This window comes from Microbacterium sp. UFMG61 (genome assembly GCF_015354505.1).
In the GTDB taxonomy this organism is placed as follows: Bacteria; Actinomycetota; Actinomycetes; order Actinomycetales; family Microbacteriaceae; genus Microbacterium.
In genome coordinates, this window is record NZ_JACAFP010000001.1 from 387,084 (window position 1) to 403,189 (window position 16,106).

Genomic DNA, 16,106 nt, shown 5'->3' on the forward strand with positions numbered 1-16,106 from the left:
CCCCACCCTATCGGCAAGCGCTTTCCCGCGCACCTCTCCCCTTTCGAATAGCGCACTTTGCAAGCGATGCGGCCTCCGATCTGCAAAGTGAGCGACTCGAAGAGGGAGATACAAGGACGCCCTAGTAAATCTCAGGATGCCGAAGTATCATTCTCATAGTGCCAACGACGGCGCGAAGGGACATCGCACAATGACTCGTACCATTCCCCACTTCGTAGGCGGATCGCACCTCACCCCCGAGGGTGGCCGCTTCGCCGACGTGTTCGATCCGAGCACCGGCTCCGTGCAGGCGCGGGTGCCGCTGGCATCCGCCGACGAGGTCGCCGACGTGATCGCCAACGCCGAGGCCGCGCAGGTCGAGTGGGCGGCCACCAATCCGCAGAAGCGGGCTCGCGTGCTGCTGCGATTCCTCGATCTCGTGCAGCGCGAGATGCAGTCCCTCGCCGAACTCCTCGCGAGCGAGCACGGCAAGACCGTCGACGATGCGAAGGGCGACATCCAGCGCGGTCTCGAGGTCATCGAGTTCTCCGCCGGAGCCCCGCATCTGCTGAAGGGCGAGTACTCCACGGGCGCCGGCGCGGGCATCGACGTGTACTCGATGCGCCAGCCGCTCGGTGTCGTAGCGGCCATCACTCCGTTCAACTTCCCCGCCATGATCCCGCTGTGGAAGGCCGGCCCGGCTCTCGCGGCCGGCAACGCCGTGGTTCTCAAGCCCAGCGAGCGCGACCCCTCGGTGCCCGTGCGCCTCGCCGAGCTGTTCCTCGAGGCGGGGCTCCCCGCCGGCGTCCTGAACGTCGTCCACGGCGACAAGGAGGCTGTCGACGCGCTGCTGACCGAGGATCGCATCCGCGCGGTCGGATTCGTCGGCTCGACCCCGATCGCCGAATACATCTACTCGACGGCCGCCGCCCACGGCAAGCGGGCGCAGTGCTTCGGCGGTGCGAAGAACCACATGATCGTGATGCCGGATGCCGATCTCGACCAGGCCGTCGACGCGCTGATCGGCTCGGGCTACGGCTCGGCGGGTGAACGGTGCATGGCGATCTCGGTCGCGGTGCCGGTGGGACAGCAGACGGCGGATGCTCTCGCCGCCAAGCTCACCGAACGCGTGGCGCAGCTGCGGGTCGGCCCCTCGCTCGCGGCCGACGTCGACTATGGGCCGCTCGTCACGCGGGCAGCGGTCGAACGCGTCGAGGGGTACATCCAGCAGGGCGTCGACGAAGGCGCGACCCTTCTCGCCGACGGTCGCGGGTTCTCGGTCCCTGGGCATGAAGAGGGCTTCTACCTCGGCCCGACGCTGTTCGATCACGTCAGGACCGACATGGCGATCTACCGCGAGGAGATCTTCGGCCCGGTGCTCGTGATCGCACGCGCCGCCGACTACGAAGAGGCGCTGCGCATGGCGTCGGAGCACGAGTACGGCAACGGCGTCGCGATCTTCACGCGCGACGGCGACGCTGCCCGCGACTTCGCCGCCCGGGTCGAGGTCGGCATGGTCGGAGTGAACGTGCCGATCCCCGTGCCGATCGCGTACTACACGTTCGGCGGCTGGAAGCGCAGCGGCTTCGGCGACCTCAACCAGCACGGTGCCGACGCGTTCCGCTTCTACACGAAGACCAAGACGGTCACGAGCCGCTGGCCCTCTGCCGGCATCCGCGACGGAGCCAGCTTCGTCATCCCCACCATGCACTGACCCCACGTCACCTCCCACAAGGACTCACGATGACCATGACCACCGTCACCACCACCGCCGAAGAGCGCGAAGCCATCCTCGACGCCGTCCGCGAGTTCGCTGACACCGAGCTCGCTCCGTTCGCCGCCGAGCGCGACGAGAAGCACATCTTCCCGCGCGAGTCCCTCGGCAAGGCCGGCGAGCTCGGCCTCGGTGGCATCTACGTGCGCGAGGAGTTCGGCGGCACGGGTCTCAGCCGCTCCGACACGGTCGCGATCTTCGAGGAGCTCGCCAAGGGCGACCCTGCCGTCGCCGCCTACATCTCGATCCACAACATGGTGGTGTGGATGATCGACACCTACGGTGACGACGCACAGCGCGGCGAATGGCTGCCGAAGCTCACCGCGATGCAGGAGTTCGGCGGCTACTGCCTGACCGAGCCGGGAGCAGGGTCTGATGCCGCGAACATCTCCACGAGCGCGGTACGCGACGGAGACGACTATCTGCTCACCGGCGTGAAGCAGTTCATCTCCGGCGCAGGCGAAGCCGCGGTCTACGTGGTGATGGCACGCACCGGCGAGCCGGGGGCCCGCGGCATCAGTGCCTTCCTGGTTCCCGGCGACGCCGAGGGCCTCAGCTTCGGCGCCCCTGAGAAGAAGATGGGCTGGCACGCGCAGCCCACTCGCCAGGTGATCCTCGACGGCGTCCGCATCCCGGCATCCGGGATTCTCGGCGACGAGGGCCGTGGCTTCGCGATCGCGATGTCGGCCCTCAACGGCGGACGCCTCAACATCGCCGCCTGCTCGCTGGGCGGTGCCCAGTGGGCCCTCGACCGTGCGGTGCAGTACGTGCACGAGCGGGTGGCCTTCGGCGAGCCGCTGGCCGAGAAGCAGTCGATCCTCTTCGCGATCGCCGACATGCGCACCGATCTGCAGGCCGCACGCCTCATGGTGCGCGACGGCGCGTTGGCTGTCGACGAGCAGGCACCGGATGCGACGATGCGCTGCGCCATGGCCAAGCGCTTCGCGACGGATGCCGGCTTCGACGTGGCCAACCGCGCGCTGCAGCTGCACGGTGGCTACGGATATCTGCAGGACTACGGCATCGAGAGGGTCGTCCGCGATCTGCGGGTGCACCAGATCCTCGAGGGCACCAACGAGATCATGCGCCTGATCGTCGGGCGCGAGATGCTGCGACCGGCCGGGTCGGCGTCCGTCCAGCGGAGCGGCGCAGACCGGATGCGGAGTGCATCATGACCGAGACGCCGAAGGCGCGGATCGCCTTCCTCGGCCTCGGCCACATGGGGCTGCCGATGGCGAAGAACCTCGTCGCCGCCGGTCACGAGGTGCACGGGTTCGACCTGGTGCCCGCGGCGATCGACGCGGCGCAGGCGGCCGGCATCCCGGTCGCGGCCAGCGGGGCGGATGCGGTCGCCGACGCCGACATCGTCATCACGATGTTCCCGGCGGGAAAGCACGTGATCGACGCGTACCGCACCGAGCTGCTGTCTGCCGCTCGACCGGACACGCTGTTCATCGAGTCGTCGACGATCGCGGTCGATGAAGCCCGTGCGGCCCATGCCCTCGCCCTCGCGGCGGGGCACCGCAACATCGACGCCCCGGTGTCGGGCGGCGTGGTCGGTGCCGAGAACGGCACGCTCGCCTTCATGGTCGGCGGGTCGGAGGAGGACTTCGCCGCAGCTCTCCCGGTGCTCGAGGTCATGGGAAAGCGCATCGTGCACTGTGGCGGTCCCGGACTCGGCCAGGCGGCGAAGGTCTGCAACAACATGGTGCTGGCCGTGTCGCAGATCGCGGTCGCCGAGGCGTTCGTGCTCGGAGAGCGGCTCGGACTCGAGCACCAGGCGCTGTTCGACGTCGTGTCGCAGGCATCCGGTCAGTGCTGGTCGATCACGACGAACTGCCCCGTGCCGGGGCCCGTGCCGACGAGTCCGGCGAACCGCGACTACCAGCCGGGCTTCGCCGGGGCCCTGATGGCGAAGGACCTCGGCCTCGCGCTGCAGGCGATCGAGCAGACCTCGACCGACGCGAAGATGGGGCGACTCGCGCAGCAGCTCTACGCCGTGTTCGCCGCGGGGGAGGGCGCGACCCGCGACTTCTCGGGCATCATCACCGACATCCGTGAGGGGCGAGTGTGAGCCGGGCGTCCTCCCCGCGTCCCGATCTGCGGATGTTGTCCCGATCTGCGGGCGCATCCCGCGAATCCGTCCGCAGATCGGGACGCCGTCCGCAGATCGGGCGGGGCGGATGCCGGACACCCCGCGACATACTGAGATGACCACGACGGAGAGGGCTTCACGATGACCGAGTACGAGACGATCCTGGTCGAGCAGCGCGGACGCGTCGGGTGGATCACCCTGAACCGACCGCAGGCGTTGAACGCCCTGAACAGCCGGCTTGCCGACGAGGTCACCGCCGCCGCGGTGGCGTTCGATCTCGACGACGGCGTCGGAGCGATCGTCGTCACCGGCTCCGAGAAGGCCTTCGCCGCCGGCGCCGACATCAAGGAGATGGAGGGCATGTCGGCGGCCGAGATGATCGAGACCGATCACTTCGGGGTGTGGCACGAGTTCGCGGCGGTACGCACGCCCGTGATCGCCGCCGTCTCGGGCTTCGCACTCGGGGGCGGATGCGAGCTCGCGATGATGTGCGACATCATCCTCGCGGCCGACACCGCGAAGTTCGGGCAGCCCGAGATCAACCTCGGCGTCATCCCCGGTATGGGCGGCACGCAGCGCCTGATCCGTGCGGTCGGCTACTACAAGGCGGCCGAGCTCGTGCTGTCGGGGCGCTTCATGGGAGCCGAGGAGGCGGAGCGTTCGGGCCTCGTGTCGCGGGTCGTTCCGGCATCCGACCTGCTCGATGAGGCGTCGACCCTCGCCGAGACGATCGCCTCGAAGTCGCTGCCGTCGGTGTTCGCGGCCAAGGCCGCCCTCGACGCCGCGATGGAGACGACGCTCGCCGACGGTCTGGCGCACGAGAAGAAGGCGTTCGCCGCGCTCTTCGACACCGAAGACCAGAAGGAAGGCATGTCGGCCTTCCGGGAGAAGCGTGCGCCCGACTTCCAGAACCGCTGAATTCCGCGAAGGCGGCGCGGTTTCGCGGTTCACAACTCAGCATGGATGGCGCCAGACTGGCACGCCGGTGCCGAGCCGGCACGCCCGTCAGCGGTTGATGCTGAGTTGTGAACGGGAGCGGCGGGGCTCAGCCGCGCAGCGCCTCGACGATCTTCGCGACGCGGCGGGCGCGGGTCGCATCCTGCTTGGCCTCGGCGACCGTGCGGGCGTGCTCCTTGCGCACCGAGTACGACAGGGCGTCGAAAGCGGCGCGCAGCGCGGGGTCGGCATCGAGGGCGGCCGAGAGCGCGGGCGGGACCTCGACCTCGCGCTCGGCGGAGTCGAGACCGACGACAACGTCGACCTCCTGATCGATCTCGACGCCGAGCTCGGCGCGCACGGCCTTACTGAAGCCGATCATGTTCTGCCCGCCCATGCGCGCGAGACGCAACCGGGCGGTGCGTCCGTCGATCGTCACAGCCACAGGGAACGCCTTGCCGGCGCCGAACGAGGCGACCTGCTCGTCGGTGAGGATGATCGCGGCGGCAGGACCTCGGCCTTCGAGAGTGGTGTGCAGGCGCAGTTCGCTCATGCGGGCAGTGTACGCCCGCGCTCCTCGGCCTCGGATTGCACGTGGTCGTTGCGCTCTTCGATCAGCCGCCGCATGTACGCGCGCAGCACGAGGCGATCGACGAGGCGTCCGAGCGGGCCGAACGGAGAGTGGAACCGGACCGTGTCGCGCATCAGCGTGCCCCGCGGATGCTCCTTGAAGACGTGCTCGTGCCAGAACGAGTCGAAGGGGCCCGAGATCTGTCGGTCGCGGAACCCGTGCGGTGGGTCGATGTCGTACACGACCGACCGCAGTCGGAACGGGATACCGAAGTGCCGCGCCCGCCACGTGACGGTCGTTCCCTCGGTGAACGTGCCACCGGCCGGGGCCTCGACCATCGTCTCGCCGTACTGCGCCATGGAGCGCAGGTGCAGCCCCGGGTCGAGGGCGACGGCGAAGACGTGCTCGGGAGCGGCGGAGATCACCCGCTCGAGCACGAACTCGACCATGTCAGAGCGCGTCCGGTTGCGGCCTCGGGTCGCTGAAGTCGCCGGCGGCCTTGCGCATCCGCGCCACGATCGCGACGAGTTCGGCGGCGTCGGCCTTGCTGATGCCCGGGTCGGCGAACACGTCGTCGTTCAGGGCGGCGGTCGCGCGGTCGACGAGGTCGCGACCGGCCTCGGTGAGCGCGAGCAGGGCTGCGCGTCCGTCGTGCGGGTGCGGTTCGCGCACGATGAGACCGTCACGCACCAGTCGCTCGGCGGTGCTCGTGACGGTCGTCGCGTGCACCTGCAGTCGGGCGACGACGCTCGAGAGCGGCAGACGACCCGACCGGCTGAACGCCAGCAGTCGCAGCATCTCGTAGCGGGCGAAGCTGAGCGCGAAGGGCTTGAGCGCCGCATCCACCCGCGCGAGCAGCAGCTGCTGTGCCCGCATGACGGAGGTGACCACGGTCATGCCGTCGGCGGCGTCCGTCCACCCGTGCGCGAGCCACTGCCGCTTCGCCTCGGCGAGCGGATCCACGGGCAGGGGGCGGGGTCGGACCACGCTTCTACGGTAGGGCATCCGCTCGGGCCCGCGGGGAGGCGGTGCGCGACGGGCCGCGTGATTCCCAGTCGCGGGACGGGTGGGACTCAGTACCAAGGGGCTAGAATCATGGCAGTCGTGAGGAGCAATCGATGAAGATCTTCGTCCTGGTCAAAGAGGTGCCGGACACCTATGGCGATCGCAAGCTGAATCTCGAGACCGGGCTCGCCGATCGCGGCGCCGGCGACGTGGTGCTCGACGAGATCACCGAGCGCGCTCTCGAGGTCGCGCTGAGCCACGCCGACAAGAACGAGGACACCGAGGTGGTCGCGCTCACGATGGCCCCCGGCGGCTCGACGGCGTCGGTGCGACGGGCCCTCGCGATCGGAGCGGGCTCTGCCGTGCACATCGCCGACGAGCAGCTCGCCGGAGCCGACCTCGGGCTCACCGCCGAGACCCTGGCCGCGGCGATCCGCCGCGCCGAGCCCGATCTCGTGATCACCGGCAACCTGTCGACCGACGGCTCGGGCGGCGTCATGGCCGCCATGCTCGCCGAGCACCTCGGCTGGGCGCACGCGACGGCGCTCACGAGCGTCGACATCACGCCGGAGGGCATCTCGGGAACGCGTGGGGCGGATGCCGGAGCGCAGCCGGTCTCGGCGTCGCTGCCGGCCGTCATCTCGATCACCGAGGCCATGCCCGACGCGCGGTTCCCGAACTTCAAAGGCATCATGGCCGCGAAGAAGAAGCCCCTCGAGGTGCTCACCCTCGACGACCTCGGCGTCTCGGCCGACCCGGCAGCGGCTCCCCGCACGATCATGACCGCAGTGGCCGAGAAGCCGCCGCGAGCGGCCGGCGTGAAGATCGTCGATGAGGGCGATGCCGCCGAGAAGCTGGTCGAGTACCTCGTGCAGAACAGGCTGGTGTGACATGACCTACCCCGAGAACCCGATCCTCGTCCTGGTCGACCTCGACCCGGCGGGCAACCCCGCCAGCAGCACCGCGGCTCTGATCGGCGCCGCGTCGACCGTCGGCGTCCCTGTCGCACTGGTCGTCGGCGGCTCCGCCGATGCCGCGTCGACGGTCGCGGCGGCCGGAGCATCCGTCGTGCTGACCGCCGATGCGGATGCCGCGGCGCTCACGGTTCCGGTCGTCGATGCGCTGCAGACCGCCTTCGAGCAGGTGCGGCCCGACGCGGTGCTGATCTCGAACTCCATCGCGGGACGCGATGTCGCGGGACGTTTCGCGGTGCGCGCGAAGCTGGCACTGTCGGTCGATGCGATCGGCGTCAGCCGCGACGACGAGGGCATCATCGCCCACCACTCGGTCTACGGTGGCGCCTATCTGACCGATTCAGCGCCCACCTTCGGCGCCGCGGTGATCACGGTGCGCCAGGGTGCTGTCGAGGCGCGTGCCGACGCGGTCGACGCACCCGCCGTCGAGGCCCTCGCGGTGACGGCATCCGGCGCTGCCGCGGCGACCGTCGGCGCGGTCGAGGCGGTCGAGGCCACGTCGTCGCGACCCGAGCTGCGCGGCGCGACCAGGGTCGTCTCGGGTGGGAGGGGTCTCGCCTCGAAGGAGAAGTTCGTGCTCGTCGAGGAGCTGGCCGATGTCCTCGGCGCCGCCGTCGGCGCGTCGCGCGCGGCCGTGGATGCCGGGTACATCCCGCAGTCGCACCAGGTCGGGCAGACCGGCGTCTCGGTGTCGCCGCAGCTCTACGTCGCCCTCGGCATCTCGGGTGCGATCCAGCACCGCGCCGGCATGCAGACGGCGAAGAACATCGTCGCGATCAACAAAGACGGTGACGCGCCGATCTTCGACGTCGCCGACTTCGGCATCGTCGGCGACCTGTTCACGGTCGTCCCGCAGGTGATCGCCGCGCTCGAGGCGCGGAAGAAGTAGCCATGGCGACGCGGATGCTGAGGCGCGGGCTCCCGCGCGTGCCCGGCGGTGACCCCTGGCCTCCGGCGGGCGTGGTCGACGAGTCCACCGACGAGGTCGCCGTTTCTTCGCCGGTCGTCGAGCGAGAGGGCGCCTCTCCGGTCTCTGACTCCCTGCTCGTCGAGCGAGGAGCGGAGCGACGAGACGAAGCGCACTCCTCGTCTCCGGTCCCTGCGTCTCCGGTTGCTGCGTCTCCGGTCGTCGAGAGTGCGGTGCAGCGACGAGACGATACGTCCGCCGCGACCAGCGCATCGCTCCGCCGGGGACTGCCGCGTGTGCGCGGCGGCGAACCCTGGCCCCCCGCTGCCGTTGCGACCGGTGTTGCCATTGCGACCGGTGCTGTGGCGTCGGGTGTGCAGAACGCACCCCTGTCCTCGTCGAGCGGTCCGGCGGAAGCAACGCTTGCGGTCGAGACCGTGTCGTCCCCGCCGGCATTGTCGAGCGATGAGCCCGCGTCCGCCTCGTCCGCCACCTCCGTGAGCTCCGCCGTCGAGTCGACCGCAGCCCCGGTCGCCGCACAGGCCGGCTCCGTGCGCCGTGGCCTGCCGCGCGTGGTCGGCGGGGAGTCGTGGCCGCCGGCCGGCACCGTTCCCCTGGTCGCCGCCGACCCCGCGGCGTCCCCGGTCGCCGAGACCGCAGCCGACGCCACCCCGGTCTCCGAGACCGCAGCCGTCGCCACCCCGGTCGCCGACATCGCGGCTTCGGCGCCCTCCGCCGTCGCGGCCCCGGCATCCGCATCCCTCGCGCTCCGCGACACCAGCATCCCGCTGCCTGCTCCCCGCACCGTCTGGAACGGCACCGCCCCGCGGCGCATCCCCGCGCGGGCCGCGTCGGACACGGCATCCGTTCGTCGTCCGACCTGGACGCAGGGGATCGCCGTCCTCGTCGGAGCGGCAGCCCTCGGCATCCTGGCCGGATCCGTCGTGGCGCTCGTGCGCACGCTGCTGAGCCTGCCGTTCATGCAGGACTTCCTCGTGGCCTTTCCCGGCGAGTACGAGCCGGCCATCGCGGTCGAACCCGGGTTCGCGCCCTGGATCAACTGGGCGCACTTCTTCAACGTGTTCCTGATGGTCCTGATCATCCGCTCGGGCCTGCGCATCCGCAGCGAGAAGCGTCCGACGGCGTTCTGGACGCCGCGGAACAACCCCAAGGGCAAGGTCAGCCTGACGATCTGGTTCCACCAGGCGCTCGACGTGCTGTGGCTCGTCAACGGCGTGATCTTCGTGGTGCTGCTGTTCACGACGGGCCACTGGGCGCGCATCGTGCCGACCAGCTGGGAGGTCTTCCCGAACGCGCTGTCGGCCGGTCTGCAGTACCTCTCGTTCGACTGGCCCCACGAGAACGGCTGGAACAACTACAACAGCCTGCAGCAGCTCGCCTACTTCACGACCGTGTTCCTCGCGGCTCCGCTGGCCGCGGTCACGGGGTTCCGGATGTCGGGCATGTGGCCCAAGAAGGCCGAGCGCCTCTCGAAGGCCTACCCGATCGAGTGGGCTCGCGCGGTGCACTTCCCGGTGATGCTGTACTTCGTGGCGTTCATCGTCGTGCACGTCGCTCTCGTGATGCTCACCGGTTTCCTGCGCAACCTGAACCACATGTACGCGTCGCAGGATGCCGTCACCTGGACCGGGTTCTGGGTGTTCGTGGCATCCCTCGTGGTGATCGCGATCGGGTGGGCGGCCGCCCGTCCGCTGGTGATCGCTCCCATCGCGAAGGTGTTCGGCACCGTCTCCGGGCGCTGACCGGTTCAGTACTCAGCACGGATCCGCTGCCGCATGCGCAGAACGGCCCCCTGCCGGCGGCAGGGGGCCGTTCATGCTGAATCGTGAACGCGGAACCGGCGTGCCGGTCCCAGGCTCAGCGCACGACGCGAACCTCAGCGCACGAAGCGCACCTCGGTCAGCGTCTCGCCCAGGAACGGCTCGGTGTGGCTGGCGCCGTCGAGCGTGAAACCGTTGCGCGTGTAGAAGCGGTGGGCGCGGGGGTTGTCTTCCGCGACCCAGAGGTAGAGGGGCTCGTCGCTCTCGACTGCCGCGTCGAAGAGCTTCTGGCCGATGCCGGTGCCGTGGAACGCGTCGAGCAGATAGATGAAGTAGAGCTCGCGCATCGAGGGGGCATCCTTGTCGCGCGCGGGACCCGAGCCGACGAAGCCGACGATGTCGCCGTCGACGAGGGCGGCCTTCATCGTGAAGTCGGGGCCCTGCGAGGCCCAGTGCGTCCACAGCTCGGCCATGCGGCGAGGGGACACCTTCTCGAGGGCGGCCTTGCTGATCAGATGGTCGTAGGTCTCGTGCCAGCACTGCGCGTGCACGCGACCCAGGGCCTCCGCATCCACATCACGGACCGGACGGACGATGACTTCAGGCTGGGCTTCGGCGCTCATAGCGCGACTCTACGCGCGGGCCCGGGGAACAGGAAATCGAGCGGATGCGGTCGCTGAGGCCTGACGAGCTCATGGAGGTTCTGCACAACGAGATTCGCGATCCATTCGCCGATGGCTACGATCGATCTTCGTGAACGTGATCTGGCGCACCCTCCTCGTGATCCTCTCGGCCCGACGTCGCGTGCGCCGAGGGAAGACGCTCGACGCCTCCGCCGTCAGCAGCATCCGGCTGACGACTCTCCCCACCGACATCGACATCCTGCGCCACATGAACAACGGCCGGTACCTGTCGCTGTTCGACCTGGGGCGCTGGGACCTGCTGATCCGCACGGGACTCTTCGACGCGATGAACGAGCGCGGCTGGTACGCCGTCGTGTCGAGCGAGACCGTGACCTTCCGCAAGTCGCTGCAGCTCTGGCAGCGGTTCGAGGTGCAGTCGCGGTTCATCGGACACGACGACAAGGCCGTGTTCCTCGAGCACCGAGCCGTCGTCGGCGGTGAGATCTACGCCCGGGTGATCGTGCGCTCGCGCATGCTGCGTCGCACCGGCGGCACCGTCAGCAACGAAGAACTGTTCGCCGCTGTCGGCAAGCCCGAGGGCGTGCCCGAGATCGATCCGTGGGTGCACGACTGGGCCGCGGCATCCGCCCTTCCGCCCACGCGCACCGCTGCGCCGAGCGTCTGGAGCTGACGATGGCATCTTCATGGGGACGCGACGAGCGTGAGCCGGGGCGCACGCTGCTGGTCGGATGCGGCAAGATCGGCGTACGCCTGGGCGAGCGGATTCTCGCCGGCGGCGGTGAGGTGACCGCGATCCGGCGGAACGCGGCGGGACTGCCCACCGGCTTCCGCACGATCGCCGCCGACCTCGAGAAGCCCCTCGCGCAGGAGCTTCCCGAGTTCGATTCGGTGGTGATCACGCTGCCGCCGAGCCGGGCGGACTCCGAGCGCGGCTCGATCTACCCGCTCGCCCTGCCGGCGATCGCCGACGCCCTGCCGTCGATGCCGTCGCGCGTCGTGTTCGTGTCGTCGACGCGCGTGTTCGAGGGGCGTCCGGGGCCGGATCCGCTGACGGAGCAGGATGCTCCCGCGACCACGAGTGCCGGTGGTGCCGCCCTCGTCGAGGGGGAGGACCTCGCTCGCGAGCTGCTGGGCGCGACGGTCGTGCGTCCGGCGGGGATCTACGGCCCAGGACGCGACTCGCTGATCCGTCGTGTGCGCGCGGGCGATGCGATCGATGCGACGCGACGGACGAACCGCATCCACGAGACCGACGTCGTGCGCCTGCTCGAGGTGCTGCTGCGGGCTGCGGCTCCGCCCGCGCTCGTGCACGGGGTCGACCGGGAGCCGGTGGCACTCGGCGACGTCGCGGCGTTCATCGCCGCCGAGCTCGGCGTGGCGACGCCGCCCGCGCTCGACCCTCCGGTCGGCGGAGGCACCGTGCTCGACGGCAGCCTGCTGCTCGCGCTCCTCGGCGAGCTGGAGTACCCGACGTTCCGCGAGGGGTATGCCGAGATGGTCGCGCAGCGCTGAGGCGCGATGCGTCCCCGGAGTCCCCGCCCGTCGCTCACCGGGATGCCTGCATGCCGGATCTAGGCTGAGGCCATGGCAGAGACGTCGCTCCCCGCGGATGCCGAATCCGCCGCTCTCGCGGACCGAGCGGTCGAGCTCGCCCGCCGCTGGGTGATCGAGGCGGCGGCCGCCGACGTCGACCCCGCCGCCGAACGGCTCGCCGGCGTGCTGCAGGATGCGAACGGGTTGCCGTTCACGCTCGGGTTCGTCGACGGTGTCATGCGCCCCGAGAGCCTGGGAGCCGCAGCATCCCGGCTGCATCGCCTCGCGCCCATCGTGCCCGAGTTCCTGCCGTGGTACCTGCGTTCCGCCGTGCGGATCGGCGGCGGCATCGCTCCGATCCTCCCGGCGCCCGTCGTGCCGATCGCGCGGCGCGTGCTCCGCGAGATGGTCGGGCACCTCGTGGTCGATGCACGTCCGGCCAAACTCGGTCCGGCGATCGCGAAGATCCGCGAATCCGGTGCGCGACTCAACCTCAATCTGCTGGGCGAGGCCGTGCTCGGCGAGAGCGAGGCGACGCGGCGGCTCGACGGCATCCACGATCTGGTCCGACGCCCCGACGTCGACTACGTCTCGGTCAAGGTCTCGGCGATCATCAGCCGCATCTCGATGTGGGCGTTCGATCAGGTCGTCGACGAGGTCGTCGAGCGACTCCTGCCGCTGTATCTGACGGCGGCGGGCGCGTCCGCCCAGCTCGAAGAGCAGACCTTCATCAACCTCGACATGGAGGAGTACCGCGATCTCGACCTGACCATCGCCGTGTTCACGCGCATCCTCGAGGACCCGCGGCTGCAGGGGCTCGAAGCCGGCATCGTGCTGCAGGCGTACCTTCCCGATGCGCTGCCCGCGCTGCAACAGCTCACCGCCTGGGCCCGTGAGCGCGTCGAACGAGGGGGAGCGCCGATCAAGGTGCGACTCGTCAAGGGCGCGAACCTCGCGATGGAGCGCGTCGAGGCGCGCATGCACGGCTGGCCCCAGGCGACGTACGACACCAAGCTCGACACCGACGCCAACTATCTGCGCTGCCTCGACTGGGCGCTGCGTCCCGAGAACGTCGCGGTGGTGCGGCTCGGCGTCGCCGGGCACAACCTGTTCGGCATCGCCTACGCCTGGCTGCTCGCCCAGGACCGCGGCGTGATCACGGCATCCGACTCGGGGCAGCCGCCCGTCGAGTTCGAGATGCTGCTCGGCATGGCCCAGGGGCAGGTGCAGGCCGTCTCGCGAGAGGTCGGCGAGGTGCTGCTGTACGTGCCTGTCGTGAAGCCCGACGAGTTCGACGTCGCGATCAGCTACCTGGTGCGTCGGCTCGAAGAGAACGCCTCGAACGACAACTTCCTGTCGGCGGCGTTCCGACTCGACCACGACGAGGCGCTCTTCGCCCGCGAACGCGATCGCTTCGTCGACGCTCTGCAGCGCTCGACGTCACCGACCCTGCAGCTCGGCCCGCTGCGCACGCAGGATCGTCGGGCGCCGCTGCACGAGTCCCTGCGCCCTGTGCCGGTGGCACCCGCTCCCGAAGAGGGGCTCACCCAGGCTGTGCTCGGAATCTCCCGCGGTGCTGAGGACTCCGGCGAACCGTTCCTCGAGACGGCCGTCTACGCTCCCCGGGAACTCGACGGCGATTCGGCGGGTGCCGGCGCCGGCGCGGGTTCGGGCGGAGCGCCCGGGTTCACCAACACGGCCGACACCGACCCCTCCCTCCCGGCCAACCGCGAGTGGGCGCGCGAGATCCACACCCGCATCGCCGAGTCCGACCTCGGCACGATGACGATCGACGCCGCGCGGATCGACGACGCGGCCGTGCTCGAGAGCACGATCGCCTCGGTGCGCTCCGCCGGTGCGCTGTGGGGTGCGCGGCCCGCGACCGACCGGGCAGAGGTGCTGCTGCGCGCCGCCGCGGCACTCGAGGCGCGCCGCGGCGAGCTCATCGAGGTCGCCGCGTCCGAGACGGGGAAGGTCTTCGCCGAGGCCGACGTCGAGGTCAGCGAGGCGGTCGACTTCGCCCGGTACTACGCGGCGAAGGCGCGGGAGCTGGATGCCGTGGCCGGCGCGGTCTTCGAACCGGCCCGCGTCACCGTCGTCGCGCCGCCGTGGAACTTCCCGCTCGCGATCCCGGCCGGAGGAGTGCTCGCCGCCTTGGCCGCGGGATCCGGAGTGGTCTTCAAGCCGGCGCCGCAGTCGCGTCGCTGTGCCGCGGTGATCGCCGAGACGCTGTGGCAGGCGGGCATCCCGCGCGATGTGCTCGCGCTCGTCGACATCGAGGAGGGCGAGCTCGGACGCACACTCGTCGCGCACGAGTCGATCGACCGCGTCATCCTCACCGGGTCGTGGGAGACGGCGGCGCTGTTCCGCTCGTGGCGACCAGACCTGCCGCTGCTCGCCGAGACGAGCGGCAAGAACGCGATCGTGATCACGGCCTCGGCCGACCTCGATCTCGCGGTCGCCGATCTCGTGCGCAGCGCGTTCGGTCACGCGGGGCAGAAGTGCTCGGCCGCGTCGCTCGCGATCCTCGTGGGGCCTGTCGGTCGCTCCCAGCGGTTCGCCCGACAGCTGGCGGATGCCACGCGCTCGCTGCACGTCGGCTGGCCCGGCGATCCGCTCGCCGAGGTCGGACCGGTGATCGAGCGTCCCCAGGGCAAGCTCGCGTGGGCGCTCACCGAGCTCGAGGGTGAGGAGCGGTGGCTCATCGAGCCCGCGGTCGCGGCCGACGACCCGAGCGGACGGCTGTGGCGACCCGGCATCCGCGTGGGGGTGCAGCCGGGATCGCGATTCCACACCGAGGAGTTCTTCGGGCCCGTGCTCGGCGTCATGCACGCGCCGACGCTCGAGCGTGCGATCGAGATGCAGAACGCCGTCGCCTACGGCCTGACCGCCGGACTGCACACGCAGGACCCTGCCGATCTCGAGCTGTGGCTCGACACGGTGCAGGCGGGCAACCTCTATGTCAACCGCGGCATCACCGGGGCGATCGTGCAGAGGCAGCCTTTCGGCGGCTGGAAGCGATCGTCGGTGGGTCCAGGCACGAAGGCCGGCGGTCCGAACTACCTGATCGGCCTGGGCAGCTGGCGCTCGAAGGTGACGGGAGCGGCCTCGAGCACCCTGCATCTGCGTGGACTCGATTCGCGCATCACCGAACTCATCGAGGCGGCCCAGCCCTCGCTCACGTACGAGGCCTTCGAATGGCTGCGGCGGTCGGCCCTGTCGGACGCGCTCGCCTGGGACCGCGAGTTCGGCCAGGTGCGCGACGTGTCGCACCTGGGCGTCGAGCGCAATCTCTTCCGCTACCGACCGGTGCGGGTCGAGATCAGAGCGACGGCGGATGCCGGATGGCAGGAGCTGCTGCGTGTGGTCGTGGCGGCCGTGCGTGCCGGCGCAGGGTTCGTGCTGTCGACCCCGGTCGGGCTGCCGCCCGAGGTGAGGCGCGCACTCGGTGATCTGAGTGCGACGGTCTTCATGGAGAGTGACGACGAGTGGATCGAGCGGATGCGTCGGCGCACGGCATCCGGGGGAGCGCTCGACGCCCTCAGCGACGAGCCGCACCCCGACCGCGTGCGCCTCGTCGGATCCCGCGAGTCGGTGGCGGCGCTGCACCGCGCGCTCGCCGCGGCCGTCGACGGCGACCCCGACCTCGCGATCTACGACGGAGAGGTCACCTCTGCCGGTCGCATCGAGCTGCTGCCGTTCGTGCACGAGCAGGCCATCGCGATCACCGCGCATCGCTACGGCAACCCTGACGACTGGAGCGCCGCGGTCATCTGAGCCCGCATCTCGCCGCAGCAGGGTCGATTTCGCACCGGCGTCGGTTCGCGGGGTCAGTTTCGCACCGCAGAGGACCGATTCGGGTGCGTCTCTGGCCCCGCCTTCGGTGGGAGGCGGATTGGGGGCGGAG

The 16,106-nt window shown here is 70.2% G+C and carries 14 protein-coding genes; 10 read left to right on the forward strand and 4 right to left on the reverse strand.

The features are described 5' to 3' along the window. Nucleotides 1-190 precede the first annotated feature (190 nt). The 4 genes from IXW21_RS01880 (at nt 191) to IXW21_RS01895 (ending at nt 4,766) form a co-directional block, all read left to right on the forward strand. A complete protein-coding gene (locus IXW21_RS01880; protein ID WP_194762549.1) occupies nt 191-1,693 on the forward strand; it encodes a CoA-acylating methylmalonate-semialdehyde dehydrogenase in 1,503 nt (500 codons plus the stop codon). A gap of 29 nt (nt 1,694-1,722) precedes the next feature. Continuing rightward, nucleotides 1,723-2,928 carry an acyl-CoA dehydrogenase family protein gene (locus IXW21_RS01885; protein ID WP_194762550.1) on the forward strand — a complete coding sequence of 402 codons (1,206 nt, stop codon included), beginning with the start codon at nt 1,723-1,725 and terminating at the stop codon, nt 2,926-2,928. Further along, a complete protein-coding gene (mmsB, locus tag IXW21_RS01890; protein WP_194762551.1) occupies nt 2,925-3,827 on the forward strand; it encodes a 3-hydroxyisobutyrate dehydrogenase in 903 nt (300 codons plus the stop codon). The genes IXW21_RS01885 and mmsB overlap by 4 nt, the downstream gene beginning before the upstream one ends. 162 nt (nt 3,828-3,989) lie before the next feature. Continuing rightward, a complete protein-coding gene (locus IXW21_RS01895; RefSeq protein ID WP_194762552.1) occupies nt 3,990-4,766 on the forward strand; it encodes an enoyl-CoA hydratase in 777 nt (258 codons plus the stop codon). Between the two features lie 127 nt (nt 4,767-4,893). Here the strand turns inward: IXW21_RS01895 and IXW21_RS01900 are convergent, their stop codons facing one another. The 3 genes from IXW21_RS01900 to IXW21_RS01910 are packed head-to-tail and all read right to left on the reverse strand — an operon-like array spanning nt 4,894 to nt 6,342. Next, entirely contained in the window at nt 4,894-5,337 is a 444-nt protein-coding gene (locus tag IXW21_RS01900) for a YdeI/OmpD-associated family protein (protein ID WP_194762553.1), read from the reverse strand. Continuing rightward, entirely contained in the window at nt 5,334-5,804 is a 471-nt protein-coding gene (locus tag IXW21_RS01905) for an SRPBCC family protein (protein ID WP_194762554.1), read from the reverse strand. The genes IXW21_RS01900 and IXW21_RS01905 overlap by 4 nt, the downstream gene beginning before the upstream one ends. 1 nt (nt 5,805) lies before the next feature. Further along, nucleotides 5,806-6,342 carry a MarR family winged helix-turn-helix transcriptional regulator gene (locus tag IXW21_RS01910; RefSeq protein WP_194762555.1) on the reverse strand — a complete coding sequence of 179 codons (537 nt, stop codon included), beginning with the start codon at nt 6,340-6,342 and terminating at the stop codon, nt 5,806-5,808. A 131-nt stretch (nt 6,343-6,473) separates the two neighbouring features. On the opposite strand from IXW21_RS01910, the gene IXW21_RS01915 reads away from it, so the two are divergent. From IXW21_RS01915 to IXW21_RS01925, 3 genes are read left to right on the forward strand one after another with little or no spacing between them, the layout of a single operon-like run. Next, nucleotides 6,474-7,250 (forward strand): electron transfer flavoprotein subunit beta/FixA family protein, encoded by a 777-nt coding sequence (locus IXW21_RS01915; RefSeq protein WP_194762556.1) that lies wholly within the window; start codon nt 6,474-6,476, stop codon nt 7,248-7,250. Nucleotide 7,251: 1 nt separating this feature from the next. Next, nucleotides 7,252-8,223, forward strand: a complete 972-nt coding sequence (locus IXW21_RS01920) for an electron transfer flavoprotein subunit alpha/FixB family protein (RefSeq protein ID WP_194762557.1) — start codon at nt 7,252-7,254, stop codon at nt 8,221-8,223. 2 nt (nt 8,224-8,225) lie between these two features. Further along, nucleotides 8,226-10,004: a cytochrome b/b6 domain-containing protein gene (locus tag IXW21_RS01925; protein ID WP_194762558.1), complete on the forward strand. Its 1,779-nt coding sequence runs from the start codon at nt 8,226-8,228 to the stop codon at nt 10,002-10,004. A 134-nt stretch (nt 10,005-10,138) separates the two neighbouring features. On the opposite strand, the gene IXW21_RS01930 is transcribed toward IXW21_RS01925, so the two are convergent. After that, entirely contained in the window at nt 10,139-10,645 is a 507-nt protein-coding gene (locus IXW21_RS01930) for a GNAT family N-acetyltransferase (RefSeq protein ID WP_194762559.1), read from the reverse strand. A 130-nt stretch (nt 10,646-10,775) separates the two neighbouring features. On the opposite strand from IXW21_RS01930, the gene IXW21_RS01935 reads away from it, so the two are divergent. The 3 genes from IXW21_RS01935 (at nt 10,776) to IXW21_RS01945 (ending at nt 15,976) form a co-directional block, all read left to right on the forward strand. Further along, the gene (locus tag IXW21_RS01935; RefSeq protein ID WP_194762560.1) at nt 10,776-11,336 is read left to right on the forward strand and encodes an acyl-CoA thioesterase; all 561 of its coding nucleotides are present in this window, start codon (nt 10,776-10,778) and stop codon (nt 11,334-11,336) included. A gap of 2 nt (nt 11,337-11,338) precedes the next feature. Further along, nucleotides 11,339-12,178, forward strand: coding sequence for a sugar nucleotide-binding protein (locus tag IXW21_RS01940; RefSeq protein ID WP_194762561.1), 840 nt, complete (start codon nt 11,339-11,341; stop codon nt 12,176-12,178). 72 nt (nt 12,179-12,250) lie between these two features. Then, nucleotides 12,251-15,976: a proline dehydrogenase family protein gene (locus IXW21_RS01945; protein WP_194762562.1), complete on the forward strand. Its 3,726-nt coding sequence runs from the start codon at nt 12,251-12,253 to the stop codon at nt 15,974-15,976. Nucleotides 15,977-16,106 lie beyond the last annotated feature (130 nt).

Excerpts from the sequence above, each read along its gene's own strand:
- mmsB (WP_194762551.1), top strand. The coding sequence starts at position 2,925 with ATGACCGAGACGCCGAAGGCGCGGATCGCCTTCCTCGGCCTCGGCCAC.
- IXW21_RS01940 (WP_194762561.1), top strand. The coding sequence starts at position 11,339 with ATGGCATCTTCATGGGGACGCGACGAGCGTGAGCCGGGGCGCACGCTG.
- IXW21_RS01900 (WP_194762553.1), bottom strand. The coding sequence starts at position 5,337 with ATGAGCGAACTGCGCCTGCACACCACTCTCGAAGGCCGAGGTCCTGCC.
- IXW21_RS01895 (WP_194762552.1), top strand. The coding sequence starts at position 3,990 with ATGACCGAGTACGAGACGATCCTGGTCGAGCAGCGCGGACGCGTCGGG.
- IXW21_RS01930 (WP_194762559.1), bottom strand. The coding sequence starts at position 10,645 with ATGAGCGCCGAAGCCCAGCCTGAAGTCATCGTCCGTCCGGTCCGTGAT.
- IXW21_RS01915 (WP_194762556.1), top strand. The coding sequence starts at position 6,474 with ATGAAGATCTTCGTCCTGGTCAAAGAGGTGCCGGACACCTATGGCGAT.
- IXW21_RS01920 (WP_194762557.1), top strand. The coding sequence starts at position 7,252 with ATGACCTACCCCGAGAACCCGATCCTCGTCCTGGTCGACCTCGACCCG.
- IXW21_RS01925 (WP_194762558.1), top strand. The coding sequence starts at position 8,226 with ATGGCGACGCGGATGCTGAGGCGCGGGCTCCCGCGCGTGCCCGGCGGT.
- IXW21_RS01885 (WP_194762550.1), top strand. The coding sequence starts at position 1,723 with ATGACCATGACCACCGTCACCACCACCGCCGAAGAGCGCGAAGCCATC.
- IXW21_RS01880 (WP_194762549.1), top strand. The coding sequence starts at position 191 with ATGACTCGTACCATTCCCCACTTCGTAGGCGGATCGCACCTCACCCCC.
- IXW21_RS01945 (WP_194762562.1), top strand. The coding sequence starts at position 12,251 with ATGGCAGAGACGTCGCTCCCCGCGGATGCCGAATCCGCCGCTCTCGCG.
- IXW21_RS01905 (WP_194762554.1), bottom strand. The coding sequence starts at position 5,804 with ATGGTCGAGTTCGTGCTCGAGCGGGTGATCTCCGCCGCTCCCGAGCAC.